The organism is Bifidobacterium santillanense, from assembly GCF_018555385.1.
GTDB lineage: Bacteria > Actinomycetota > Actinomycetes > Actinomycetales > Bifidobacteriaceae > Bifidobacterium > Bifidobacterium santillanense.
Map to the genome: position 1 here is coordinate 418,119 of NZ_JAFEJS010000001.1, position 24,604 is coordinate 442,722.

Annotated in this window: 19 protein-coding genes and 1 other RNA gene; 4 read left to right on the top strand and 16 right to left on the bottom strand. The window is 67.8% G+C overall.

All coding sequences use genetic code 11. The annotated features are described in order from the left end of the window. Positions 1–27: 27 nt before the first annotated feature. The 10 genes from secA to JS528_RS01975 all read right to left on the bottom strand — a co-directional run bounded on the left by secA (position 28) and on the right by JS528_RS01975 (position 11,678). Positions 28–2,913, bottom strand: coding sequence for a preprotein translocase subunit SecA (secA, locus tag JS528_RS01930; RefSeq protein WP_214357400.1), 2,886 nt, complete (start codon positions 2,911–2,913; stop codon positions 28–30). A 269-nt stretch (positions 2,914–3,182) separates the two neighbouring features. Next, positions 3,183–3,842, bottom strand: a complete 660-nt coding sequence (gene hpf, locus JS528_RS01935; protein WP_214357401.1) for a ribosome hibernation-promoting factor, HPF/YfiA family — start codon at positions 3,840–3,842, stop codon at positions 3,183–3,185. A 219-nt stretch (positions 3,843–4,061) separates the two neighbouring features. Then, an RNA gene (gene rnpB / locus JS528_RS01940) (RNase P RNA component class A) lies at positions 4,062–4,438 on the bottom strand. 122 nt (positions 4,439–4,560) lie between these two features. Continuing rightward, positions 4,561–5,238: a regulatory protein RecX gene (locus tag JS528_RS01945; RefSeq protein WP_214357402.1), complete on the bottom strand. Its 678-nt coding sequence runs from the start codon at positions 5,236–5,238 to the stop codon at positions 4,561–4,563. Between the two features lie 2 nt (positions 5,239–5,240). Continuing rightward, the gene (recA, locus tag JS528_RS01950; protein WP_214357403.1) at positions 5,241–6,458 is read right to left on the bottom strand and encodes a recombinase RecA; all 1,218 of its coding nucleotides are present in this window, start codon (positions 6,456–6,458) and stop codon (positions 5,241–5,243) included. Positions 6,459–6,644: 186 nt separating this feature from the next. Then, positions 6,645–6,878 (bottom strand): DUF3046 domain-containing protein, encoded by a 234-nt coding sequence (locus tag JS528_RS01955; protein ID WP_214357404.1) that lies wholly within the window; start codon positions 6,876–6,878, stop codon positions 6,645–6,647. A 135-nt stretch (positions 6,879–7,013) separates the two neighbouring features. Continuing rightward, complete coding sequence (locus JS528_RS01960; RefSeq protein WP_214357405.1) at positions 7,014–7,532, bottom strand: helix-turn-helix domain-containing protein; 519 nt, start codon at positions 7,530–7,532, stop codon at positions 7,014–7,016. A 65-nt stretch (positions 7,533–7,597) separates the two neighbouring features. Then, positions 7,598–8,182, bottom strand: coding sequence for a CinA family protein (locus tag JS528_RS01965; protein ID WP_214357406.1), 585 nt, complete (start codon positions 8,180–8,182; stop codon positions 7,598–7,600). A 5-nt stretch (positions 8,183–8,187) separates the two neighbouring features. Continuing rightward, the gene (gene pgsA / locus JS528_RS01970) at positions 8,188–8,832 is read right to left on the bottom strand and encodes a CDP-diacylglycerol--glycerol-3-phosphate 3-phosphatidyltransferase (protein ID WP_214357407.1); all 645 of its coding nucleotides are present in this window, start codon (positions 8,830–8,832) and stop codon (positions 8,188–8,190) included. Between the two features lie 155 nt (positions 8,833–8,987). Further along, positions 8,988–11,678 carry an FtsK/SpoIIIE family DNA translocase gene (locus tag JS528_RS01975; protein ID WP_420838172.1) on the bottom strand — a complete coding sequence of 897 codons (2,691 nt, stop codon included), beginning with the start codon at positions 11,676–11,678 and terminating at the stop codon, positions 8,988–8,990. 167 nt (positions 11,679–11,845) lie between these two features. On the opposite strand from JS528_RS01975, the gene JS528_RS01980 reads away from it, so the two are divergent. Continuing rightward, positions 11,846–12,580, top strand: coding sequence for a Fic/DOC family protein (locus tag JS528_RS01980; protein WP_214357409.1), 735 nt, complete (start codon positions 11,846–11,848; stop codon positions 12,578–12,580). Positions 12,581–12,599: 19 nt separating this feature from the next. On the opposite strand, the gene miaA is transcribed toward JS528_RS01980, so the two are convergent. Both miaA and miaB read right to left on the bottom strand, forming a co-directional pair. Continuing rightward, on the bottom strand, positions 12,600–13,607 hold the full coding sequence (gene miaA / locus JS528_RS01985) for a tRNA (adenosine(37)-N6)-dimethylallyltransferase MiaA (protein WP_214357410.1): 1,008 nt from the start codon (positions 13,605–13,607) through the stop codon (positions 12,600–12,602). After that, entirely contained in the window at positions 13,594–15,054 is a 1,461-nt protein-coding gene (gene miaB / locus JS528_RS01990) for a tRNA (N6-isopentenyl adenosine(37)-C2)-methylthiotransferase MiaB (protein WP_214357411.1), read from the bottom strand. The genes miaA and miaB overlap by 14 nt, the downstream gene beginning before the upstream one ends. A 151-nt stretch (positions 15,055–15,205) precedes the next feature. Between miaB and JS528_RS01995 the strand changes: the two genes are divergently transcribed. Beyond that, positions 15,206–15,913 (top strand): GTP pyrophosphokinase, encoded by a 708-nt coding sequence (locus JS528_RS01995; protein ID WP_240541241.1) that lies wholly within the window; start codon positions 15,206–15,208, stop codon positions 15,911–15,913. On the opposite strand, the gene JS528_RS02000 is transcribed toward JS528_RS01995, so the two are convergent. The 4 genes from JS528_RS02000 to JS528_RS02015 form a co-directional block, all read right to left on the bottom strand. After that, positions 15,867–16,847 carry a DMT family transporter gene (locus tag JS528_RS02000; RefSeq protein ID WP_214357552.1) on the bottom strand — a complete coding sequence of 327 codons (981 nt, stop codon included), beginning with the start codon at positions 16,845–16,847 and terminating at the stop codon, positions 15,867–15,869. The genes JS528_RS01995 and JS528_RS02000 overlap by 47 nt on opposite strands. Before the next feature lie 141 nt (positions 16,848–16,988). Then, entirely contained in the window at positions 16,989–17,879 is an 891-nt protein-coding gene (locus tag JS528_RS02005) for a Bax inhibitor-1/YccA family protein (RefSeq protein ID WP_214357413.1), read from the bottom strand. A gap of 204 nt (positions 17,880–18,083) precedes the next feature. Beyond that, positions 18,084–20,309: an ArnT family glycosyltransferase gene (locus JS528_RS11700; RefSeq protein ID WP_276312600.1), complete on the bottom strand. Its 2,226-nt coding sequence runs from the start codon at positions 20,307–20,309 to the stop codon at positions 18,084–18,086. A gap of 104 nt (positions 20,310–20,413) precedes the next feature. Further along, a complete protein-coding gene (locus JS528_RS02015; RefSeq protein ID WP_338069754.1) occupies positions 20,414–21,172 on the bottom strand; it encodes a dolichyl-phosphate beta-glucosyltransferase in 759 nt (252 codons plus the stop codon). Between the two features lie 632 nt (positions 21,173–21,804). On the opposite strand from JS528_RS02015, the gene JS528_RS11485 reads away from it, so the two are divergent. Together JS528_RS11485 and JS528_RS02025 are read left to right on the top strand one after the other, a co-directional pair. Further along, a complete protein-coding gene (locus tag JS528_RS11485) occupies positions 21,805–22,422 on the top strand; it encodes a helix-turn-helix transcriptional regulator (protein WP_240541242.1) in 618 nt (205 codons plus the stop codon). Between the two features lie 49 nt (positions 22,423–22,471). Next, complete coding sequence (locus JS528_RS02025; protein WP_214357414.1) at positions 22,472–24,586, top strand: GmrSD restriction endonuclease domain-containing protein; 2,115 nt, start codon at positions 22,472–22,474, stop codon at positions 24,584–24,586. Positions 24,587–24,604: the final 18 nt, after the last annotated feature.

A 24,604-nucleotide genomic window follows, 5' to 3' on the forward strand; every position in this document is an offset into this window, starting at 1 on the left:
GCGTCACATGACGTTACGCGCGATGCGTCACTTCTCGTTCTGGCCGTGGCACATCTTGTACTTGCGCCCCGAGCCGCACGGGCACAGCGCGTTCTTGGGCGTACCCGGGAAGGTGCGACCGTCGGCCCACGGGGTCTTGAGCTCCTCGTTCTTCGGGCGCTTGTTGGCCGGGACCTTGCCCTCGGCGTGGCTGATCGGAGCCGGGCCGGAGATGGCGGAGGTGGTCTCGCCGGCCTCGGAGGCGGCGGCCGCCTCGGCGATCGCCTGCTTCTCCTCGGCATCCTCCTCGGACTCGGCCTCGCCGGCGGCGGCCTCGGATGCGGTCTCGCCGTTCTCGTCCGGACCGGTGGCGTCGATGACGTCCGCGGCCGCGGCGGCATCGGCCTCCTCCTCGGCGTCCTCGGTCCTGGCGACCTGCTGGATGTCGACGTGGAAGAGCAGCTGGACGGTCTCCTCCTTGATCGCGTCGATCATGGAGTTGTACATCTGGTAGCCCTCGCGCTGGTACTCGACCAACGGGTCGCGCTGACCCATGCCGCGCAGGCCGATGCCGTCCTTGAGGTAGTCCATCTCGTAGAGGTGCTCGCGCCACTTTCGGTCGAGCACGGCGAGCACGACGCGGCGCTCGAGCTGACGCAGGCCGTCGGAGCCCAGCTTGTCCTCGAACTCGGCGTACTTGGCCTTGGCGTCGGCGACGATCACGTCACGCACGGCCTCGACAGCCTTCTCGCCCTTCTTGCCCTCGGCGGCCTTCTCGACCTCCTCGACGGTCACCTCGGTCGGGATCACGGTGTTCAGGGCCTTGAACAGGCCCTCCCAATCCCAGTCCTTCGGCTTGTCGGAACCGTTGTTGGCGCCCTTGACGTAGCTTTCGACGGTGTCGTTGATGAAGCGCTCGATATCCTCGTGGATGTCCTCGCCCTTCAGCACGGCCTGACGCTCCGCGTAGATGACGGTGCGCTGCTTGTTCATCACATCGTCGTACTTGAGGACGTTCTTGCGGATCTCGAAGTTCTGCGACTCGCGGGCCTTCTGCGCGGTGCGCACGCCCTTGGAGACGCTCTTGGAGTGGATCGGCTCGCCCTCCGGCAGACCCTTGGCCATCACGCGGGCGACGAGCTGCGTGTTGAACAGGCGCATCAGGTCGTCCTCAAGGGACAGGTAGAAGCGGGACTCGCCCGGATCGCCCTGACGGCCGGAACGGCCGCGCAGCTGGTTGTCGATGCGGCGGGACTCGTGGCGTTCGGTGCCCAGCACGTACAGACCGCCGAGCTCCTTGACCTCCTCGTGCTCGTCCTTGACCTGGGCCTTGACCTCGGCGAGGGTGCCCGGCCAGCGCTTCTCGTACTCCTCCGGGGTGTCCTCCGGGGAGTAGCCCTCGGACTTGAGCTTGGCGTCGGCGAGGAACTCGACGTTGCCGCCGAGCATGATGTCGGTACCACGGCCGGCCATGTTGGTGGCCACGGTGACGGCGCCCTTGCGACCGGCGACCGCGACGATCGCGGCCTCCTTGTCGTGCTGCTTGGCGTTGAGCACCTGATGCGGGATCTTGGCGACGTCGAGCAGCGTGGAGACGACCTCGGAGCTTTCGACGGACGCGGTGCCCAGCAGGACCGGCTGGCCCTTGGCGTGGCGGGCGGCGACGTCCCTGATGACGGCGGCCAGCTTCTCCTTCTTGGTGCGGAAGATGAAGTCGTCCTGGTCCTTGCGGATCATCGGGCGGTTGGTCGGGATCGGCAGCACGCCCAGCTTGTAGGTGCTCATGAACTCGGCCGCCTCGGTCTCGGCGGTACCGGTCATGCCGGCGAGCTTGTCGTACATGCGGAAGTAGTTCTGCAGGGTGATGGTCGCGAAGGTCTGGTTCTCGGCCTTGACCTCGACGCCCTCCTTCGCCTCGATGGCCTGATGCAGGCCCTCGTTGTAGCGGCGGCCCGGCAGCACGCGGCCGGTGTGCTCGTCGACGATGAGGACCTCGCCGCGGGTGACGACGTAGTCGCGGTCGCGCAGGAACAGCTCCTTGGCCTTGATGGCGTTGTTCAGGTAGCCGATCAGGGCGGTGTTGGCCGGCTCGTACAGGTTGTCGATGCCCAGGAAATCCTCGACCTTGGTGATGCCCGGATCCTTGATGCCGATGACCTTCTTCTTCTCGTCGACCTCGTAGTCCTCGTCGCGGGTGAGCTTGAGGACCAGCTTGGCGAAGGTGCGGTACCAGCGGGTCACGTCGCCCTCGGCCGGACCGGAGATGATCAACGGGGTACGGGCCTCGTCGATGAGGATGGAGTCGACCTCGTCGACGATGGCGAAGTGGTGGCCGCGCTGCACCAGCTCGCTCTTCTCCCACGCCATGTTGTCGCGCAGGTAGTCGAAGCCGAACTCGTTGTTGGTGCCGTAGGTGATGTCGGCGTTGTACTGCTTGCGGCGCTCCGGCGGCTTCTGCTCGGTGAGGATGCAGCCGACGTTCATGCCGAGGAAGCGGTAGATGCGGCCCATCAGCTCGCTCTGGTAGCTGGCGAGGTAGTCGTTGACGGTGACCACGTGGACGCCCTTGCCCTCGAGCGCGTTCAGGTAGCTCGGCAGGGTGGCGACGAGGGTCTTGCCCTCGCCGGTCTTCATCTCGGCGATGTTGCCCCAGTGCAGGGCGGCGCCGCCCATGAGCTGCACGTCGAAGTGGCGCTGGCCGAGGGTGCGCTTGGAGACCTCGCGCACGGTGGCGAACGCTTCGGGCATGATGTCGTCGAGCTTCTTGCCGTTGTCGAGCTGCTGCTTGAACTTGGGCGTCTGGGCCTTGAGCTCCTCGTCGGAGAGCGCCGAGATCTCATCCTCGAGCGCGTTCACGGCCTTGGCCACGTTCTCGAGCTTCTTGATCTGGCGGCCTTCGCCCATGCGCAGGGCCTTATCAACGATATCTACCACTATTCGCTCCTGTGTCGTTCCTTCGGCCCGCCGCGCCGCCCATCCGGTGTGTCGGAACAGGGTATGCGGCGGACACACTGCCGACCATCATACGCGACATTGCCGATAACGTGGGCATATTTCCGTATTCGGTCGCTTTCCGACGGGCCGGATCCGCCGATGAAGACGACGAGGGGGTCTTTCCCGTCGATGCTTTCGACGGGAAAGACCCCCTCGTGGTTCAATCCGAATTCATCGGTCCGCGGAACGTACGTGGACCGGCCGGCACATCACTTCTTGGCGACGTTCTCCGGAGTGTCGATCTCGAACACGCCGTAGCTCCAGCCGTGACGGTGGTAGACGACGGACGGACGACCGGTCTCCTTGTTGACGAACAGGAAGAAGTCGTGTCCGATCAGCTCCATCTCGTACAGGGCCTCGTCGATGCTCATCGGCTCGGCGATGTGCAGCTTGCGGCGGATGACGATCGGCGTGTCACCGACCTGGACCTCCACCGACTCGCCCGGGCCGAGATCGGAGGCGACGGCGGCGGCGGGGCTGTTGTTCGGCTCCTCCGGCTCGCTCTCCTCCGCGGCGGGCTCGACGACGCCCAGATCCACCGGGGCGGGGTTGGTGTAGCCGCGGCGATGGTCCTTGCGGCGGTCGCGGGTGCGGCGCAGACGCAGGGTCAGCTTGTCGAGCGCCATGTCGAGCGCGCTGTACTCGTCGGCGCTCGAGGCCTCGGCACGCACCACGGTGCTTCCGGCGATGATGGTGATTTCCACGCGCTTGGCGGTGTCCGCCTGGCGCGGGTTGCCCTCGTGGGTGACCACGATCTGCGCGCGCTGCGCATCGGGGGCGATAGCGGTCACACGATTCATCTTGTTCTCTACGACATCACGGAACCTCTGCTTGATCTGCGTGTGACGTCCGGTAACGACGATTTCCATGTGGACCTCCCTTAACTCAAGCGGTTTCCCGCTATTTGCGGTCCGATTGGCGTCTTCACCAACCGGGTACGATTCATTGTAGACGACGAGCGCGTAAACGACGGGAGAACTCGCGGGGAGCGATATGTTTCTTTTCCGACTCCCGCGTGAAATATTCCGGTGCATAGACTGTGCGTTTGCCATGCGCTCCGAAGCGGGGCGGAATCCATGGAGATATGAGGTGTGAGACCCCTTATACCCCGGGTTCTGTCGGTTCTCCGCGCGAACGCGGATCCCCGGATGGCCATCCATCTCGACCTGACGTCGCCGCCAGGCTCTAGCAGCCTACCCGATGGCACGGGCGAGCAGCCCTTGCCGCCATCTGCTTGGCCTTGCTCCCGATGAGGCTTGCCATGCGGCCGACTGTTACCAGCGGCCCGGTGGTCTCTTACACCGCCGTTTCACCCTTACCCGTCGTGGACGGGCGGTCTGTTCTCTGCTGCGCTATCTCTCAGGTCGCCCTGGGCGGACGTTATCCGCCATCGTGCTCTATGGAGCCCGGAAGTTCCTCAGTCACTCGCAATGAAGTCCGTGACCGCGGCCATCAAGAGGTCTCACAAGCGGACCATTATACATGGGCCGCGGAGAAGTGCGTACGCGTCGCGACCCGGCGCGTACGATCACGCCCGGAGCGCGAGAAGGAACGCGTGAGGGGAAAGGCGCACGGCACGCAGTGCAATCAGTCGAGCAGCTCCCGGGCGATCCTGCGCAGCGTTTCGGGATCGTGCCCCTTGCGGCCGCCCGCCGACCAGAACCGGCGCTGCCTGACCTGACGGTCGAGGCCATGGGTCCTGCGGGCGACGGAACGCCCCAGCTCCCATGCCGCGTCCTCGAACGCGCCCGCCCGTTCGGCCTCGTCGACGACCTGCGCGGCGACCGCACGGTCCACGCCCCTGCGGGACAGCTCCGCGGCCGCCCCGCGCCTTCCCATCATCCGGGAGACGCAGGAGCGGACCACCGATTCGGCGTAGCCGCGATCGTCGATGAGTCGGAGCTCCTCCAGACGGAGCATAACCCGTTCGACGACGTCGGCATCGTATCCCCTGTCCAGCAGGCGGTCGCGCAACGCGCCGGAGGAACGCGCCGCCGCGTCCAGCAGATGCAGCGCCGACTCGCGGCAGGCGTCGACGTCCGCCGGGTCCTCCACCTGCGCGCCGTTCCTCCACCGCGAGGGTCCCGACGCGCGCCGTCGGAACGATCGCGCGGACCCGTCATCCGACGGCGCGTCGTCGGCGGAAGCATCAATCGGGATGTCGGCGACCTCGATGCCGGGCGCATCCGCCGCCGGGTTCCGCGGAGCCCCGGGCTCCGGCGATGCAACGGGATGACGGCGGAGGAATTCCTCGGCGCTGATCATCGTCAGGCCTTGGCGCCGGACTTCGCGGCGGATGCCGGCGAGGACGCCGTAGTCTTATCCTTGCCCGTGTTGCCTTCGGTGACGGCGACGGACTCGGTGTTGGCGTCGGCCTCGGAGGCGGCCTTGGTGGCGTCGTCCTCGGCGAACTGGTCGGTGGGCTTGATCAGGCCGAACGCGGCCTTGACCTTGTTCTCGATCTCCTCGGTGACGGCCGGGTTGTCCTTGAGGAACTGGCGGACCTTCTCGCGGCCCTGCCCCAGCTGATCGCCCTCGTAGGTGAACCAGGAGCCCGACTTCTTGACGACGCCGACCTGGATAGCCATGTCGAGAGCGGAGCCCTCGCGGGAGATGCCCTCACCGTAGAGCATGTCGAACTCGGCGGACTTGAACGGCGGGGCCATCTTGTTCTTGACGACCTTGACGCGCGTGCGGTTGCCGACGGCCTCCTCGCCGTTCTTGATGGTCTGGATGCGGCGGATGTCGAGACGCACCGACGAGTAGAACTTGAGCGCCTTGCCGCCGGTGGTGGTCTCCGGGCTGCCGAAGAACACGCCGATCTTCTCGCGCAGCTGGTTGATGAAGATGGCGGTGGTGCCGGCCTGGGCGAGCGCGCCGGTCATCTTGCGCAGCGCCTGGCTCATCAGCCTGGCCTGCAGACCGACGTGGCTGTCGCCCATGTCCCCCTCGATCTCGGCCTTGGGCACGAGCGCCGCGACGGAGTCGACGACGATGACGTCGAGCGCGCCGGAGCGGATGAGCATGTCGGCGATCTCCAACGCCTGCTCGCCGTTGTCCGGCTGGGAGACGATGAGCGAGTCGGTGTCGACGCCGAGCTTGCGGGCGTAGACCGGGTCGAGTGCGTGCTCGGCGTCGATGAACGCGGCGACGCCGCCGGCCTTCTGCGCGTTGGCGACCACGTGCAGCGCCAGCGTGGTCTTGCCGGAGGACTCCGGTCCGTAGATCTCGATGATGCGCCCCTTGGGCAGGCCGCCGATGCCGAGCGCCATGTCGAGCGCGAGCGAACCGGTGGGGATGACCTCCACGTTCTGCTCCGGCCTGTCGCCCAGCCTCATCGCCGATCCCTTGCCGAAGCTCTTCTCCACCTGCGCCAGCGCGGTGTCGAGCGCGGCCTTGCGGCGGGGGTCGATCTCGTGCCTCGCGCCCTGCGGCGCCTGCTCCTTGGCCTTTGCGGCGGGAGCGGCGCTTGTCTTCTGTGCCATGATGTTCTCCTTACACGTTGTGGCGAATCGTCGTCCCTCACGCTACGGAACGCATTCCGCTCGGGGCAAGCCGCGGCGGCCATGTGGTCGAAGCCCCTTGCGGAGGGCGTGCTGTGGACAACTATAGACCATAAACGCGAACATTTGTTCGAATGTTCGAAAGGACACGCCGGCGCGACCTCCCCGTCACCTCGCGGGCATCGGCGGCGCGTTGTGGTCGCTCCCCCAACGCTCGGCGTCGGGGATCCCCATCTGATCGCACAGCACGTTCCATACGACGCGGGGCTCCTCCCCCGCGTCCAGCGCCTCGACGACGGTCATGTTGTTCAACGCGGTCAGCTGCTGGTCACGGGACAGGGCCCTGCCGTAGCCGCGCCCGAACACCTCCTCGAGCAGCTGCCAGAATTCACGTTCCCTCACGAACGCCCCAGTGTAGCCGAGGGACCGCGCCGTCGCGAGCGACGCGGGGACACGCGGAACGCGAAAAGGCCCGGCCGGAGACCGTCGTCCCCGACCGGGCCGGTACCCGGTTGCATGTGCTGCCGCCGCATGCCGTTACGCCTCGACCATGTCGAGACGATCGGCGACCATGCGCAGCAGCTGTGCGGTGCTCACGCCGAGCGCCTCGGCGATGGAGCTGAGCAGTTCGGAGCTGGCCTCCTTCTGGCCGCGCTCCACCTCGGAGAGGTAGCCGAGCGACACCCCCGCCTTCTCGCTGACCTCGCGAAGGGTCTTGTGATCACGCGAACGCAGGTCGCGCAGCACGCGGCCGATGGCCTCGCGCAGCGTCAGTTCGGCCGTGTCACGCGTCTCGGCCTTGGCGGCCGCGGTGGCGGCGACGGAGGCGCGGGGCGCACGCTCGGCGTTCTCCGCCTCGTCCCACATGCGGCGACGGGCCTCCTCCGCCTCGTCCTTCGCCTTCTTGGCGGCGCGCGCCCTGATCACCTGCTGCTGGGCGAACATGACCGCGCGGCGCTGGGCCGGGGTCAGTTCGCGCATGCGCGCGGAGCCGGGGCGGACCATCGCCGCGGCGTTGATCTGCGTCTGTTCCTCGGTGCGAGTCATCGTATCCATAATCCCCATCCCTTTCATGCGGGTTCGATTGCTTCTATTACGACCAACAGCGAAAGGGACGGGTTTTATTCCTGTGAAATTCCTAAAAGAACGCTCACCGTTCGCAGGACGCTGCCGACGGTGCGCGTGCGGACCTGTTCGCGGGTGCCGTCGATGCGCAGTTCGACGGCCACGGTGAGACGCCCGTCCCGGCCCTCGACGACACCGCATCCGCCGGGGACGGACTCCATCGCCCGCAGCGGATCGGGCAGGCCGAAGGCCGCGGGGATGGAGACGCCGATGTACACGAGTCCGGCGGGTTTGTCGCCGTCGGGACCGGGACCGGCCACGCCGGTCGTCGACAATCCCACGACCCTGCCGTCGTACTCGGGCTGATCGTACAGACGCGCGGTGCGGGAGGCCATCTGACGCGCGACCTCGGGGTGCACGGCGCCCTCGCGTTCGAGCAGCGCGCGGTCCACGCCGAGGATTTTGGCCTTGGCCCTGATGTCGTAGGTGACGGCGGACCCCAGAAAGACCTTGGAGGCCCCCGGCACGCGCACGAAGGCGTCGGCCAGAAGACCTCCCGTCAGCGATTCGGCGCAGGCGATCCTGAGCCTGTTCCGTTCGCACCACCGCAGCAGCGCAGCGGCGAGCGTCTCGGGTTGCATGATCGCTACTTCTTCTTGGAGCCGATGAACGTGTTGTACAGGTACACGCCGCCGGAGTAGAGGCACAGCACCAGCGCCACGTACAGCAGCGCGTAGGTCAGGAAGTAGTAGACCTGCAGCCACGTCGGCAGCGCCTGGCCGCCGTCGAGGGTCCAGAAGGGCAGGAGCAGCATGGACAGGCCGATGCACTGGAAGAGGGTCTTGAGCTTGCCGGGCCAGGCGGCGGCGATGACCTTGCCACCCGGACGCTCCATCACGAAGAAGCGCATCACGGTGATGCCGATTTCGCGGATCAGGAACAGCGCGGTGGCCCACCAGGGGAATTCGGCGAACACGGAGGCAACGATCAACGCGCCGCAGGTGAGCAGCTTGTCGGCGATCGGATCCATCAGCTTGCCGAGTTCGGTGACCTGGTTGAACGTACGGGCCATCCATCCGTCGAGCTTATCGGTGGACGCGGCGACGATGAAGATGATGGCGGCGGCCCAGCGCATGGCGGGGTTGTCCTCGCCCCAGGAGCCGGCGGCGATGTAGAGCCCGAGGAAGACCGCCACGAGCACGATGCGCGAGTAGGTGACGAGGTTCGGCGGGGCGTTCCAGCCATCAAAAAGCGACGACTTCTTGTTTTCGATAGTCTGTTCGTCTGTCATAATCCTCACACTACCCTTACTTCTCTACACCTTGGCTGGGGCTTGCCTCACCGCGAAGTGCACGGAAGCTGACAATCGGCTGCACGCAGGCGCGGACGACGCCGTGCGCGGACCGCCGGAGGCCGGGCCCCGACCGGCCCGCGCGCCGGACACCGTCAGACGCCGGACTCCGGCGCGGACGTCTGCAGGGAGCCGGTCTCGCCGCGGATGAAGGCGAGCACGGCGGGCAGATCCTGCGGCTGGACGAGGACCTGACGAGCCTTCGACCCCTCGGAGGGGCCGACCACGCCGCGCGACTCCAGCAGGTCCATGAGGCGGCCGGCCTTGGCGAAGCCGACCCTGAGCTTGCGCTGGAGCATCGAGGTGGAGCCGAACTGCGTGGTGACGACGAGCTCGGCGGCCTGCAGCAGCACGTCCATGTCGTCGCCGATCTCCTCGTCGGGTTCGAGCCCCTTCTTCTCCGATTCCTGGGCCATCTGCTCGATGTCCTCGCGGTACTTGGGCTTGCGCTGCGTGCGCACGAACTCGACGGCCTTGCGGATCTCCGATTCAGACACCCACGATCCCTGCACTCGGCGGGGCTTGGCCTCGCCCATCGGCAGGAACAGGGCGTCGCCCTGGCCGATCAGCGTCTCGGCGCCGGTGGTGTCGAGGATGACCCTCGAATCGGTGGCGGACGACGTGGCGAACGCGAGTCTTGACGGGATGTTCGCCTTGATCAGGCCGGTGACCACGTCGACGGACGGTCGCTGCGTGGCGAGCACCAGATGCACGCCGGCGGCTCGCGCGAGCTGCGTGATGCGCTGGATGGAGCTTTCGACGTCGTTCTTGGCGACCATCATCAGGTCGGCCATCTCGTCGACGACCACGAGGATGTACGGGTACGGGGCGACCTTGCGGTTCGAGCCGGCGGGCGCGTGCACCTTGCCGGCGCGCACGGCCTCGTTGAAGTCCTTGACGTGGCGGAAGCCGAAGTACTCGAGGTCGGAGTAGCGCGAGTCCATCTCCTTGACGACCCATTCGAGGGCCTGCGCGGCCTTCTTCGGGTCGGTGATGATCGGGGTCAGCAGGTGCGGGATGCCGGCGTACGCGGACAGCTCCACGCGCTTGGGGTCGACCATGATCAGGCGCACCTGATCGGGCGTGGCGCGCATGATGATCGAGGTGAGCATCGAGTTGATGAAGCTGGACTTGCCGGAGCCCGTGGCGCCGGCGACCAGCAGATGCGGCATCTTGGTCAGGTCGGCGGTGACGAACTTGCCCTCGACGTCCTTGCCCACGCCCGTGAGCATCGGGTTCGGGTCGCTCACCGCGCCCTGGGAGCGCAGCACGTCGCCGAGGTGCACGATCTCGCGGTCCTCGTTCGGGATCTCGATGCCGATGGCGGACTTGCCCGGGATCGGCGAGAGGATGCGCACGTCGGAGCTCGCCACGGCGTAGGCGATGTTGCGTTGCAGGTTGGTGACCTTCTCGACCTTGACGCCGGGAGCCAGCTCCACCTCGTACTGGGTGACGGACGGTCCGCGCAGGAAGCCGACGACCTTGGCGTCGACCTTGAACTGCTGGAACGTGGAGGTCAGGGCCCGGATCACGCGGTCGTTGGCCGGCGTGCGCGCCGCGTGCGGCTGGCCCTTGACGAGCAGGTTCAGATCGGGCAGACGGTACGGCGCCTCGACGGCGGGCATGCCGTCCGCGGTGTCGTCCGACGGCTCGCCGGACGCATCGGACATCGCGGCCGGGGTCCGGTCGGCGGCCGCGGAGACGTCCGCGTCACGGACCCGGCTCTCCTCGCCGGTGTCGGCGCCGTATGCGCCCGATCCGGCGCCCATCGCGACGGTGGCGGGTTCGCCGGCCGGCGTCCCGGAGGCGATCGGCGCCCACGGGTCGACGCCGACGGCGCTCGGCACGGCGGATACGGGCACGGCGGACGTGGCGTCGTCCTGACCGACGGCGCCGAACGACGAGGAGATCGGGACCATCGGCACGGTGGACGACATGTCGACGACCGGCGTCTCGGCGGTCTGCCCGTGATGGCGCGCGGCGTTGACGAAGGGATCGTCGGCCTCGTAGCGGTCCAGGGAGCGGTCCTCGTCCCCCCTGCCGCGGCGGCCGAACAGACGCTCGAACAGGGAGGGGCGGCGTTTGCGCGGCGCGGTCCGGTCATCCTCGTCGGTGCCGTCGTGCGCGGGCACGCCGTCGGCGAACCGGATCGTGTCGTCTCCGACGCGCACCTCGCCGGTCTCGCGGTCGACCTCGGGATCGTCCTCGCCGGCGCTCACCTTGGCGGCCGCCTCCCTCGCCAGATCGGGCAGATCCGTGACGTGCACCCCGGCGATGAGCATGACGGAGAACAACGCGATGACGACGAAGACGACGATCGCGAACGCCTTCGACAGCCCGACCTCCAACGGCATGCCGAGCACGTAGCCGATCAGGCCGCCGGCATTGCGCAGCTCCTCCCAGCTGAAGCCGTTGGCGCCGGCGGCGAGCGCGACGTCGATGATCGAGCACACCGACCACAGCAGCAGCCCCCATCCGGTCATGACGCGGGGGTTGCCCGATCCGGTGCCAGAGTTGCGCATGAGGCGGATGGCGGTGAGGAACAGCAGGACCGGCAGCACGACGCTCATCATGCCGAGCACGCCCGCCGCGATCGCGTGCAGGAGCACTCCGAACGGGCCGGATACGCGGAACCACTCCGAGGCGCAGAAGAGCACCGCCAGCACGATCAGGATGAAGCACAGACCGTCCCGGCGGTATGCGGGGTCGTACTCCCCCACGCCGGATATCGAACGGACCGCCGCGCCGATCGCGCGCGGCACGGCGAGCAGCACCGTCTCCCACATCGGTTCGTCGGGGGACGCCCCGGAACCACCCGCACTTCTTCCAGTGCCTGCATTGGATCGTTTCTTTGCCATAACGCTACCAATCTACCGAACCGGACGTATCCGGTGCCCCGTCTTCACTCAATCGTCGCGAACTCTTCCCGCGCGCGATGGTCTACCATATTGGTATGACTCCTGCAGAACGTGCGAGCGCAGTCGCATTTGCACTCAAGAACTGCGCGCTGGAAGCGATGACGCCGGGCGATGCGACGATGCGCGCCGCGGCGGACTACGAGGCCGGTCACATCGACGTGGCGCGGCTGATCGACGTGGCCGACGGGGAGGGGGCGCCGGCGTCCGGCGTGTTCGCGCGCACCGTGCTCCTCGCCGAACGGGGCTGGCGCCCGACGGGTGATCTGGCCGAGCTCACCGCCATTCACAGGGGGTTGTTCGAGGGCGTGTTCGACGACGCGGGCCTGCTGCGCACGTCGGACACGACGCGCAAGGCGACGCACGACGAGTCGCGGGCGAGCAACCCGGAGGCGTTCTTCCCGGCCGCGCTCATCGAGACCGGCGCGTCGAACATCGCCTCGGAGCTGGCGGAGAAGCGCAATCTCCAGGTGCTGGATCGTCCGGCGTTCGTGCGCGAGTTCGCCCACGTCTACGACGAACTCGGCTACCTGCACCCGTTCCGCGGAGGCAACGCGATGACGCTGCGCGTGTTCGGCTCGCGTCTGGCGCATGACGCCGGCTGGGACCTCGACTGGGGTACGGTGACGCGCGAGGCGTACCGGCAGGCCAAGCATGCGGCGTATCTGGCGGACACCTCGGTGTTCGAGCGGCTGTTCGCCGGGATCGTGCGGCCCGCGAACCCGACGAGGGTGTTCCTCATCGCCGGGTTCGAGCAGGGGCCGGCGCACTGACCGCCGGGTCCGGCCGGACTCAGGCGATGTCGCCGAGGTGATGCTGCGTGTATTCGTCGGCCTGCGCGTCGATGGCGTCGTAGTCGCCGGCGTCGGCGTGCGCGATGATCGCCATCGCGTTGTCCACCAGACGCGGGTTGAGCGCCTCGAGCCAGTGGATGCGCGGGTCGCGGCCGAACCATCCCATCTGCTTGCGGGCCAGGCGGCGGGTCTTCTGCGCGATGTCGAACCACGCGTCGTCGTCCTCATCCCACATGCCGTCCAGCAGATCGATCATCTGCTGGTAGCCGAGCGCGCGACCGGCGGTGAAGCCCAGGTGCGGGCGCAGGCGACGCACCTCCTCGAGGAAGCCCTGTTCGCGCATCCGCGCGGTGCGGATGTCGATGCGGCGGTCGAGCTCCCTGCGGTCCAGATCGAGGCCGATCTGGACGGACGGGATCACGTAGCGGTATCGCGGCAGGCTCGCCGAATACGGCCGTCCGGTGATCTCGATGACCTCGAGCGCGCGGATCGTGCGGCGCGGGTTGCGCGGATCCATGCGGGAGGCGGCCTCGGGATCCCTGTCCCTGAGTTCGTCGAACAGGGCGCCGGCACCCTCCGTCCGTTCGCGCTCCTCGAGCCTCGCCCGCACGTCGGGGTCGGTGCCCGGGAAGCTGATGTCGTCGATCGCGGCCCTGGCGTACAGGCCGGAGCCGCCGACGAGGATCGGGCGCACGCCGCGCGACTTGAGGTCGGCGATGGTTTCGCGCGCGAGCTTCTGGAACTTCGCGACGGTCATCGTCTCGTCCGGGTCGATGATGTCGATGAGGTGGTGCGGCACGGCCGCCAGCTCCTCGGCGGTCGGCTTGGCGGTGCCGATGTCCATGCCGCGGTACATCTGGTAGGCGTCCGCGTTGACGATCTCCGCCCGCTCACCCTGTTCGGCGAGACGCCTGGCGACGGCGATGCCGAGGCCGGTCTTGCCGGACGCGGTGGGACCGACGATGGAGACGACGCGGGGTTCGCGTCCGGTGTCAGTGGCGGACATGGTAGGTCTGCCCCTTCCTCGGATCGGGGTCCGCGATGAGGTTGTGGCGGCCTGCGTGGGTGACGGTGACGGTGACGAAGTCGCCGATGACCGGCTCCGGCTCGCCCTCGGGCACGCCGATGTGGACGAGCACGCCGGTCTTCTCGCGCCCGGTGACGCGGTGCGTGTCGGAGTCCTTCTTGCCGTGCATGCCGGTGATCATCACCTCGACGTCGCGCCCCTCGAACGTGGCGAGGTTCTCCTCGGTGATCCTCTCCTGCAGCTCGACGAGACGATCGAACCGTTCCTGGACCACGTCGCGCGGGATCTGGGGCATGGATGCGGCGGGGGTGCCGGGCCTGGGCGAGTAGATGAACATGAAGGCGGACGAGAAGCGGGCCCGGCGCATCACGTCGAGCGTGGCCTGGAAGTCCTCCTCGGTCTCGCCCGGGAAGCCGACGATGACGTCGGTGGAGATCTGCGCGTCCGGCATGGCGGCGCGGATCCTGCCCAGGATGTCCAGGAATTTCTCGGCGCGGTAGGAGCGGCGCATCGCGCGCAGGATGCGGTCGGAGCCGGACTGCAGCGGGAAGTGCAGCTGGTGCATGACGTTCGGGGTCTCGGCCATCGCGGCGATCACGTCGTCGGTGAACGCGGCCGGGTGCGGCGAGGTGAAGCGCACGCGCTCGAGGCCCTCGATCTCGCCGCAGGCGCGCAGCAGCTTGCTGAACGCGTAGCGGTCGCCGATGCCGTAGCCGAACGAGTTCACGTTCTGGCCGAGCAGCGTGACCTCCTTGGCGCCGTTGGCGACGCACCGGCGGATCTCGTCGAGGATGTCGCCGGGGCGACGGTCCTTCTCCTTGCCTCGGGTGGTGGGCACGATGCAGAACGTGCAGGTGTTGTTGCAGCCCACGGAGATCGCGACCCAGGCGCTCACGCGCGAGGCGCGGGCGGCGGGCAGCTCGCTGGGCAGCAGGTCGAGCTTGTCGGCGACCTCGACCTGCGGCTTGCCGGTGAGGCGGTTCTGGTCGAGGAGCCTCGGGAGCACGTCGATGTTCTTCGTGCCGAAGACGGCGGACACCCAGGGCGCCGTGTCGGCGATCTTGCGGCGGTCGAGCTGCGCCATGCAGCCGCCGACGGCGATCTGCAGGTTCGGACGGTGCAGCTTGATGCGGTTGTAGCGGCCCACGGTGCCGTACATCTTCTCGGTGGCGTTCTCGCGCACCGCGCACGTGTTGAGCACGATCAGGTCGAGGTCGCGGTTGGCGACCTGCTCCTCGGTGGCGGGCACGTAGCCGTCGGCCTCGAGCACGCCGGCGATGCGTTCGGAGTCGTGCACGTTCATCTGGCATCCGAGCGTGTCGATGTGGAACACGCCCTTGCCGCGGTCGCCGGCGATGGCCCGCGCGTCGGCGGAGCCGGCCTCAATCGAGGCGCGCTCCGCCTCGGTCATCATGTCTTCGTTCATAGCCGCTCATTCTATGGGACGGTCGGGTCATGAAGCGGGCGGATCATGTATATGGGGGCGCGGATCGTGCGAAGATTCCCCGGCAACGTTCAGGTTCGGCGGCCAGCGGACGCTAGAATTGTCTTCCGTGATACTTGACCGACAGTCCAAAATGAGCACTACCGACCTCAAGGCCCGGCTCAAGGGCCTGAGTCTGGCGGACGGCACGTTCAACACCGACCAGATCACCGAGTTCATCGACCTCATGCAGGTGTACGAGGGCGCGATGTACGAGATCTCGACGAAGCTGGAGATCCTCGACGGCGAGTTCCAGGTGCGGTTCAGCCACAACCCCATCCACCACATGGAGCGCCGCCTGAAGTCGGTGAACTCGATCATCGGCAAGCTCGAGCGCAAGGGGCTGCCGGTGGCCGTGAACTCCATCAAGGACAACTTGTTCGACGTGGCCGGCATCCGCGTGATCTGCAACTACCGGGACGACGTGTACTCGGTGTCGAACTACCTGTCGGCGCAGTCGGACATCCAGGTGCTGCGCGTCAAGGACTACATCAAGAACCCGAAGCAGAACGGGTACCGTTCGCTGCACGTGATCTACGCGGTGCCGGTGTTCCTGTCCTCGGGCGCGCACTACACGCCGGTGGAGGTGCAGTTCCGCACCATCGCGATGGACTACTGGGCGAGCCTCGAGCACGCGCTGCGCTACAAGACGGATCTGCCGGACGCCAAGCTCAGCGAGCATTCGCAGACGCTGCTCGACTGCGCGCGCAGCCTGCAGAACATCGAGGTGCAGATGCAGAACATCCACCGCGACATCAACGGCGCGCCTCAGGTCGAGGAGACGCCGAAGACGACGAACTGAACCATTTGGGCAGTTTCGCCGGAGCCTGCGCCAGCAGGGTGCCCGCGAAGATGAGGGCGCATCCGAGGTATCCGCGCGGCGTCATCACCTCGCCGAGGAAGACGGCGCCGCCGACCACGGAGAAGAACGATTCGAGGCTCATCAGCAGGCTCGCGCGCGTGGGCGGCACCCACTGCTGGCCCACCACCTGCAGCGTGTAGGCGATGCCCACCGAGCCGATGCCCGCGTAGACGATGGGCGGCCATGCGGCCAGCGCGCCGGACCAGTCGATCGACCCCTCGAAGGCCGAGCCGATCCAGCTCAGGACGGCCGTGGTGCAGAACTGGACGAACGAGAGCGTCAGCGCGTCGACGCGGGCGCCGAGCTCGTCGATGACGAGGATGTGCACGGCGAACAGGACCGCGGTGAACAGCAGCAGCAGATCGGCCAATCCCAGCGAGCCGAAGCCGTCGGTGATGCACAGGAAGTAGAATCCGGCGACCGCGAGGACGACCGCGACGCCGACAAGGACGCCGATGCGCCGGTGCAGGAACGCGAAGGCGAGCAGCGGGACCATCACGATGTACAGGGCCGTGAGGAACCCGGCGCGGCCGGCCGACTTGCCGTACAGGATGCCGTACTGCTGCAGGGTGCTCGCCGTGAACAGGACGACGCCGCAGAGCACGCCCACGGCGACGGGGCTGGAGAGCGGGTTAGCGCGACGGGTCGGCGAAGCGGGCGACGGCTTTCCGCCCCTCTCCCCCGACGAGGCCGCGGCGCCGTCCGACGCATGCGTGCGGCGGGCGCGCAGGACGAGCATCACCGGCAGCAGCGACAGGGCGCCGAGCGTGAATCTCGTGGCGTTGAAGAACAGCGGCGTGACCGCGTCCATGCCCTGCACCTGCGCGACGAACGCGAACCCCCAGATCAGCGCGCATGCCACGAGGCACAGCATTCCCACGATTTCCTGTCTTCTCATAGGTCTCCAACCTAGCGCCGGGCCGTTTCGACGCGAAAAGGCCCGACCACATGGTGGTCGGGCCCGCATGACCGTCACGATCCGACGGTCGAACGTACCGGTCTTTCCGGAACGGGATCAGTCCCTGCTGCCGAACAGCTGGAGGATGTACAGGAACATGTTCACGAAGTCGAGGTACAGGTTCAGCGCGCACAGGATGGAGATCTTCCTGATCATCTCCGGGCCCTGCGCCTCGTACTGGGCGAACAGGGCGCGGGTGGACTGCGCGTCGTACATGGTCATGCCGGCGAACAGGATCAGACCGATCGCGCACATGACCTGGGTCATGCCGGAGACGCCGGGGATGAGCATGAGCACGAACTGGGAGACGACGAGCACGATCAGACCGACCATGAGGATCGGGCCGAACTTGAGCATGTCGAACTTGGTGGTGAGGCTGAACATCGTCAGCGCGAAGAAGAACGCGGCGGTGATGCCGAGTGCGACGCCGATCGATCCGAGATCATAGACCATGAAGATCGAGCTCAGGGTGAAGCCCATGAGCGCGGCGTACACGTAGAACATGACGCGCGCGGAGGTCGCGCTCATCCTCATGATGCGCGCGCCGAGCGCGATGGCCAGACCGATCTGCGCGATGCACAGGGCGATCATGCCGAGCATGCCGGTGGTCATGAGGAAGGCGTAGTACAGGCCGGTGGCCTGACCGAGCACCGCGACCACGGCCGTGACGATCAGGCCGATGGTCATCTCGCCATAGGCCTTGGTGACGGAGGCGCGGCGCGCTTCGTCGTAGGAATAGGCGACCTGGCCGTCGATCGCGGCGCCGCCGGCCGCGCCGTTGCCGGCGTAGGCGTACTGGGGCTGGCCGTACGGCTGCTGGTACTGCGGCTGCTGGTTCGCGTACTGGTACTGCCGGTACTGCGGCTGTGCGCCGTACCCGGTGTTGAGATTGCTGCCGCCCTGCGGCTCGTAGTTCGGATTGGGCTGGGGCTGCTGACCGAATGTCATGATGGCTCCTTTTGTATGCGTTCCACCCATACTAGGGGAACAAAGCTTACGATTTCATGAATACGTTCGCTCTGGACGTACCGCGCGCATGGTCGGCGGACCCGTTTCCGTATGGATTCGGGTCCGCCGACCATGCGCGGACGGGCGTTCCGTCGGGCGTACGGGCCGCAGGTCGCCGTCCGCCCTTTCCCGGCCACGACCGTCCTACTCGCTCAGGTCGTAGATGGTCACGCCGTCCACGGTCTGGGCCTCGTAGTTCTCGGCCACCCAGGAGGCGATCTCGCTGGCGGCGTCGGAGCCGCCCAGCTGGTTGCCTCCCATGCCGCCGCCGGAGATGTAGTAGTGGATGAGCCCCTGCTTCACGTAGCTCTTGAACTGCTCGAGGGTGGGCGCGGGGTCGGACCCGTTGAATCCGCCGATGGCCATGACGGCCTCCTCGCTGGCGAGCTGATAGCTGGCCGCGTTCTGCGAGCCGGTGGTGGCCGCCGCCCAGCGGTACTGGTCGGCGTCCTTCTGGAGCAGGGAGACGACCTCGCTGCTGGCGGTGCCGCCGCCGAGCAGACCGCCGCCCATGCCGCCGCGGCCCCCGGGACCGTTCTGGGAGTTCTGGGATTCGCCGGAGCCGTCGGACTGGGACTGGCCATCGGAGGACTGGTCGTTCTGGTCGTCCTGGCCGTCGGAGGACTGGCCCGGCATGCCCATGCCGCCGCCGGGACCTCCCTGGCCTCCGGGGCCGCCCATGCCGCCGCCGGGACCACCGCCCATGCCGGTGGAGTTGGTGACGTTCGGACCGGCCGTGACGATCGAGCCGGTATGCCCGGTGGAGACGGTGTACGCGGTCCATGCCAGCGGACCGGCCATCAGCGCCACCGCGGCGAGCGCGCCGCCCACGACGCCCATGACGGAGATCATGCGGGTCATGCGCTCCGTGCGCAGGAAGCGCATGTCGCGCATCGGCACCGCGGCCGCGGCGGCGACGATGAGCAGCAGCGTGGCGACGAGGCCCGCGGCCATCACGACGTACTTCAGCCAGGGCAGCCAGGTGGATCGGCCGAGCAGTTCGACGGCCCAGAACGTGTTGACGAGCGTGAGGAGCGCGGCGACAGCGCGGGCCCAGAACAGGTCGCGCTTGGACCACAGCCCCGCGAGCGCGATGGCTACGAGCGCGGCGACCGCCGGCGCGAGGGCGACGGTGTAGTACTGGTGGAAGATGCCGGCCATGAAGCTGAAGGTGAGCCAGGTGACGACGAGCCAGGAGCCCCATGCGAGGACGTTGGCGCGGCGCAGGTCGGTGCGCAGGCTGTGGCGGGCGACGATCAGGCCGATGGCGATGCCGACGAAGGCGATGGGCGCGAGCCATGCGATCTGCCCGCCGTACTCGCCGTCGAACAGTCGGCTCAGGCCGGTCTGCCCCCACATGCCGCCGGCGTTGCCTCCGCCGCCGCCACCGCCCACGACGGCGCCGGTCTCGTTGCCGGTGATGCGTCCGAGGCCGTTGTAGCTGAATGTCAGCTCGAGGAACGAGTCAGTCTGCGAGCCGCCGATGTAGGGGCGGGAGCCGGACGGCACGATGACCGTCAGCGCGACCCACCATCCGGCGGACACGATCACGGACGCCACTGCGACGAAGCCGTCGACGATGCGCCTGACGATGCCCGTGGGCGAGGCGACGAGGAAGGCGAGCGCGAAGCCGGGCACGACGAGGAAGACCTGCATCTGCTTGGTGAGGAAGCCGAGGCCGATGCACGCGCCGGCGAGCGCCATCCACAGGGTGCGTCTGCGGTTGCCGACGCGCGTGGCCGGGTATTCGAGCGAGCGCAGGACGGCGGCGGTGGCGCAGGTCATGAGGAGCACGAGGAGCGCGTCGGGGTTGTTGAAGCGGAACATGAGCGCAGCGACCGGCGTGGTGGCGAGGACGAGTCCGGCGATGACGCCGGCCCAGTTGCCCCACGCGCGCCGGACGGTGGCGTAGAGGATCCAGACGCTCGCCATGCCGCACAGGGCCTCGGGCAGGAGGATGGCGAAGGAGCTCAGGCCGAACACGCGCACGGACAGGGCCATGAGCCAGATGGCTGCCGGCGGCTTGTCGACGGTGATGGCGTTGCCGGAGTCGAGCGAGCCCCACAGGAAGGCCCACCAGTCCTGGGAGCCGGCCTGCGCGGCGGCGGAATAGAACTCGTTGGCGTATCCGGATGCGGTGAGGTTGACGAACATGATGATGGCGGTCAGGCCCATCATGCCGCCGAATCCGATCCAGTCGGCGGTGGTGCGGCGCTCGGCCGCGTTGGACCGCACGGTGCGGACGGATCGGGTGTCGACGAATCGTCCGGCAGGCATGGGGGCGCCGGAGTCCGGGCGGTGGTATCGGCCGTGCGTGTCCGCGGGTGCGGGGCGGCTCGATGGGATGGCCGATGTGGTTGCGGTGGTCATTGGTGTGATGTGTCCTTTGTCATGGGTCCGCGGCCGACGCGTCCGGGCGCGCGGGGCCGTCGGTTTCGTGGGTTCTTCCTGTCCCGTTGCCGGGTGCGGCGCCGTCAGACGGCCGCGGCGAGACGCATGCGTCCCAGCGTGCCGTTCATGCGCCACATGCCCTTGAGGTCCTTCTTGACGGTGTCGGGGATGTTCACGGTGCTGCCCGGGTCCTCGACCCAGCGGACGGGGAACTCGTACATGCGCATGCCGGTCGCCTGGGCCAGCAGCAGCATCTCGGTGTCGAAGAACCATTCGTCGTCCTGGATGTAGGGCAGCAGGTGCCGGGCGGCGGCCGAGGTCATGGCCTTGAATCCGCACTGGGCGTCGTGGAAGGCGGCGCCGAGCAGGACGCGCAGCATGCCGTTGTAGGTGCGGGAGATAAACTCGCGCTTGGCGGAGCGGGTCACTTCGGATTCGTCGAAGAGGCGGCATCCGAAGGAGACGTCGGCGTATCCGTAGACGAGGGATCCGACGAGCGTTCCGGTCTGGGAGATGTCGGTGGACAGGTCGACGTCCATGTAGGCGACGACCCTGGCGAGCGACTCGCCCCAGGCGAGCTTGAGGGCGCGGCCGCGGCCCTTGCGCGCGATGCGCACGGCGCGCACGCGGCCCGGGTACTGGGAGGCGAGGCGCGCGGCGATGGGCCAGGTGTCGTCGGTGCTGGCGTTGTCGGCGATGACGATCTGCCAGGTGTAGGCCCATCCCTCGATCTGGCTGGAGGCCAGATGGTTCATCAGGATGGTGACCGATTCGGCGAGCTGCTCCTGCTCGTTGTAGACGGGGATGACGATGTCGGCGTCCACGGTGCGCGGCCGGCCCACGCGCTCGACGATCTCGGGCGCGGGGACGCGGAACGCGGCGTCCTAGGCGACGGTTCTGGGCTGCGGTGTCGCGGCAGCTGGCGTTGTGGTTGCGGTGCTCATGGCTACTATGGAACCGCCGCTTCCCTAGCGGCGTCTTAGCCGCACGTGAAGCGTACCCGGCAGTCGCGGGGAAAAGCCCTGCAGGTTTCCTGAACGCTTTCTGAATGCGGATGGCCGGGGTGTTGGTCCTCCCCGGAGATGGAGATCCGATCGCGAAGGGCGGTCGGGTACGGATGATGAAGCAGATCCCCATCCGTACCCGACCGCCCTACATCATTGATGCTCCGACTGGTGCGATCGGCGCCGATACCGACAAGGTCGGTTCGTGACATGTTCGCTATTCGTTGAGATGCTGGACGGCGTAGTCGGCCGACTGCCCCGGTTGCTGGGCGATGTTCTGATCGGTCATGGTGGCTTCTTTCTCTCGTGCGCGGACCTGCGCGGTACGTCTTCGACGCTACCGGGGCGGGGACGGGAGCGTCAGTGTACGAACGGACCTTTTCGTCTGCCCGTTCGGGCGAGCGCAGCGGGACGGACGCGCCCGCATGTCCAATGGCACGCGACGCGGCGACGGCAATACAGTGGATGTCATGAGCAGCGAGAGGAAGAGAAACGGATCGTCGACGCCCCGGCACGGCGGTCCGGTAGACCGCACGGGCGGGCGAGGCCGGATCGACGTTCGCGACGGGGCCCGCGAGGAGCCGAACGACGAGGTGACGGTGCGCACGCGGCGCTGGTGCTCGTTCGTCATGATCCCCGTCGCAGCGCTGGCGTGTCTGGCGCAGTGTTCGTACGCGGCGATGCAGTACACGGCGCATCCGGCGGGGGCGATGTACGCGTGGATGATCGCCGCGACGCTGCTGGCACTCGTCCTGCCGTTCGTGCTGGTCCTGCGCGACCGGCATCCCGAAGCGGTGTTCTGGGTCTCGTGCGCGATCGTGCTGGTCTTCCCGTACGACTCGATGCTCGCCCTGATGGCGATGACGTCGCCGCGGGCGCGGGCGCTGCTCGACTCGCTGCCCGGGCGCGAGCGCGAGGCGGTGCTGCTCGCGGCCGAGGGGTTCACGAACGCGCAGATCGCCGAACGCATGTTCATCTCCGAGCGCACGGCGAAGGCGCATCTGTCGTCGGCGGCGGACAAGCTCGCGATGGGCCGCGTGCAGATGGCGCGTCTGGTGGAGCGCGCGGACCTGCCGGCGCGGCCGTGAAGCCCCGCGCGCTGCTAGGCTGGAGAGGCAACGACGTCCGGGAGGATATATGGCCATCAATGCGAAGGAACTGCCGCTTGGCAAGGTGTTCACGCCGGATTTCCGGTTCTTCGTCCCCTCGTTCCAGCGTGCCTACATCTGGCAGCCGGACAACATCCTGCAGCTGGTCGACGATCTGGCCGGGGCCGCCAAGACGCCCGGCACGCCGTACTTCCTCGGCTCGCTGATCCTGGTGCGCGCGGGCGGCAACCGGTTCGACGTGATCGACGGCCAGCAGCGTCTGGTGTCGCTGTCGATCATCATCGCGGCGCTGCGCGATCTGGAGCGCGACCCCGAATGGATGCGCCTGCTCGACGCGCTCATCGTGGAGCCCGGCGACAAGCTGCGCGGCATCCGCAACGAGCCGCGCCTGACGCTGCGCGAGCGGGACGCGGCGTTCTTCCGCGAATACGTGCAGGAGGGCAATCTGGAGGCCCTGTTCGATCTGGGCGAGGAGGACTGGGCGAGCGCCGCGCAGCGCAACATCACCCGCAACACCAGACGCGTCTACGACGAGCTGTCGCGCATGTCCGACGACGAGCGCCGCACGTTCGCCTCGTATCTGGTCAACGAGGTGACGCTGGTGATCGTCACCACCGACGATCTGGACGGCGCGCACCGCATCTTCGACGTGATGAACATGCGCGGACTGCCGCTCACCCCGTCCGACGTGTTCAAGGCGCGCGCCACGTCCGGACTCGGGCCGGCGGAGCTGGACGCGTACGCCGAACGCTGGGACGACGTCATGGACCCGCTCGGGGACGATTCGCCGGCGACCGAGGAGTTCTTCTCGTATCTGCATCTGATCCTCACGCACAAGCCCGACACCGACAAGCTCATCGAGGAGTTCCTCGCCGACGTGATGCAGCCGCATCTCGACGCCGGCACGATGCCGGCGTTCATCGATCAGGTGCTCGCCCCCTACGCGATGGCGTGGCTGGTTCTCTCCCGGCCGGCGGACACGGTGCTTCCCGAGGATGTGCGCGCGCGTCTCGAATCGCTCAACGACTACCGCAACCACGAGTGGAGGCCGGTGGCCATGTGGGCGCTGGTCCATTCGTTCCGCAACCTCGGCGCGCCGGACGTCTCGCCGTTCGCGTCGCGCGGCGCGAGGGCCTCGCGTGCGGCCGTCACCGCGAAGACGCTCGGCATGCACGACGCGCAGCGGCTCAACGAGGTGCTCGCGGCGCTGGAGCGGGTCACGGGCGTCGACACGCTCAACCGCGCGGCGCCGTACCGCCGGCGCGGGCATGCGGCCGCCGCGATCCGCGATCTGGACAAGGGGTATCCGGTGCGCATGGTGCGCGGCCTGTCGATCCTGCCGGACGACCGTGCGGGCGCATTGGTGCGTCTGCACGGCGAGATGCAGGGCGACGACGACCTGATCCGTCTGCTGCTGGTGAGGGCCAACGAGCAGCTGGCCGAGACGCACCTGTCGAGGCCCCGCAAGCTGAGCGCGCTGCCGATCATGCCGGTGTCGTTCGACGCGAAGTCGCCGTTCGCGGCGTCCGGATGGACGCAGGACGCGCACGACTACTGGATGTACCGGCTGGGCAACATGGCGCTCGCGCAGGGGAATGCGGACCAGCTCGACCGGCTGGACGACTACGAACGGCGCCGCGACCGCATGCTGCTGCGTGCGGACTCCCGGCGCTTCCCGCTGACCGATGCGCTGAAGCACTTCAACGAGTGCACGCCGGAGATGCTGCGGCACCGGCACGAGGAGACGGTCCGGCTGATCGCGGACTACTGGGAGATCAGATACGACGAGAACCACACGGATCTGACGCGGCAGGATCCCGAGGAGCTGGGGCGCGCCGCCGCGGTGCGGCCGCAGCGCAGCTCGAAGCGCGTGACGATCGGACAGGTCGTCGCGGCCGGACTGCTCATTCCGGGCGAGAAGCTGGTCTGGGAGCGTCCGTGCAAGGGCGAGCGGTGGTTCGCGACCGTCACCGAGGAGGGGCGGTTCCGTCTCGACGACGGCTCCGAATACTCGTCGCCGACCGCCGCCGCGAAGGCCGCGGCCGGCGGCAGGAGCGCCGGCGGTCTGGATGTGTGGCGCCGCACGTCCGACAACCGCAGGCTGTCGGACATTTGGAAGGAGTACCGCCAGCAGTCCGGGTGAGCCGGCGGGTGGCCGTCG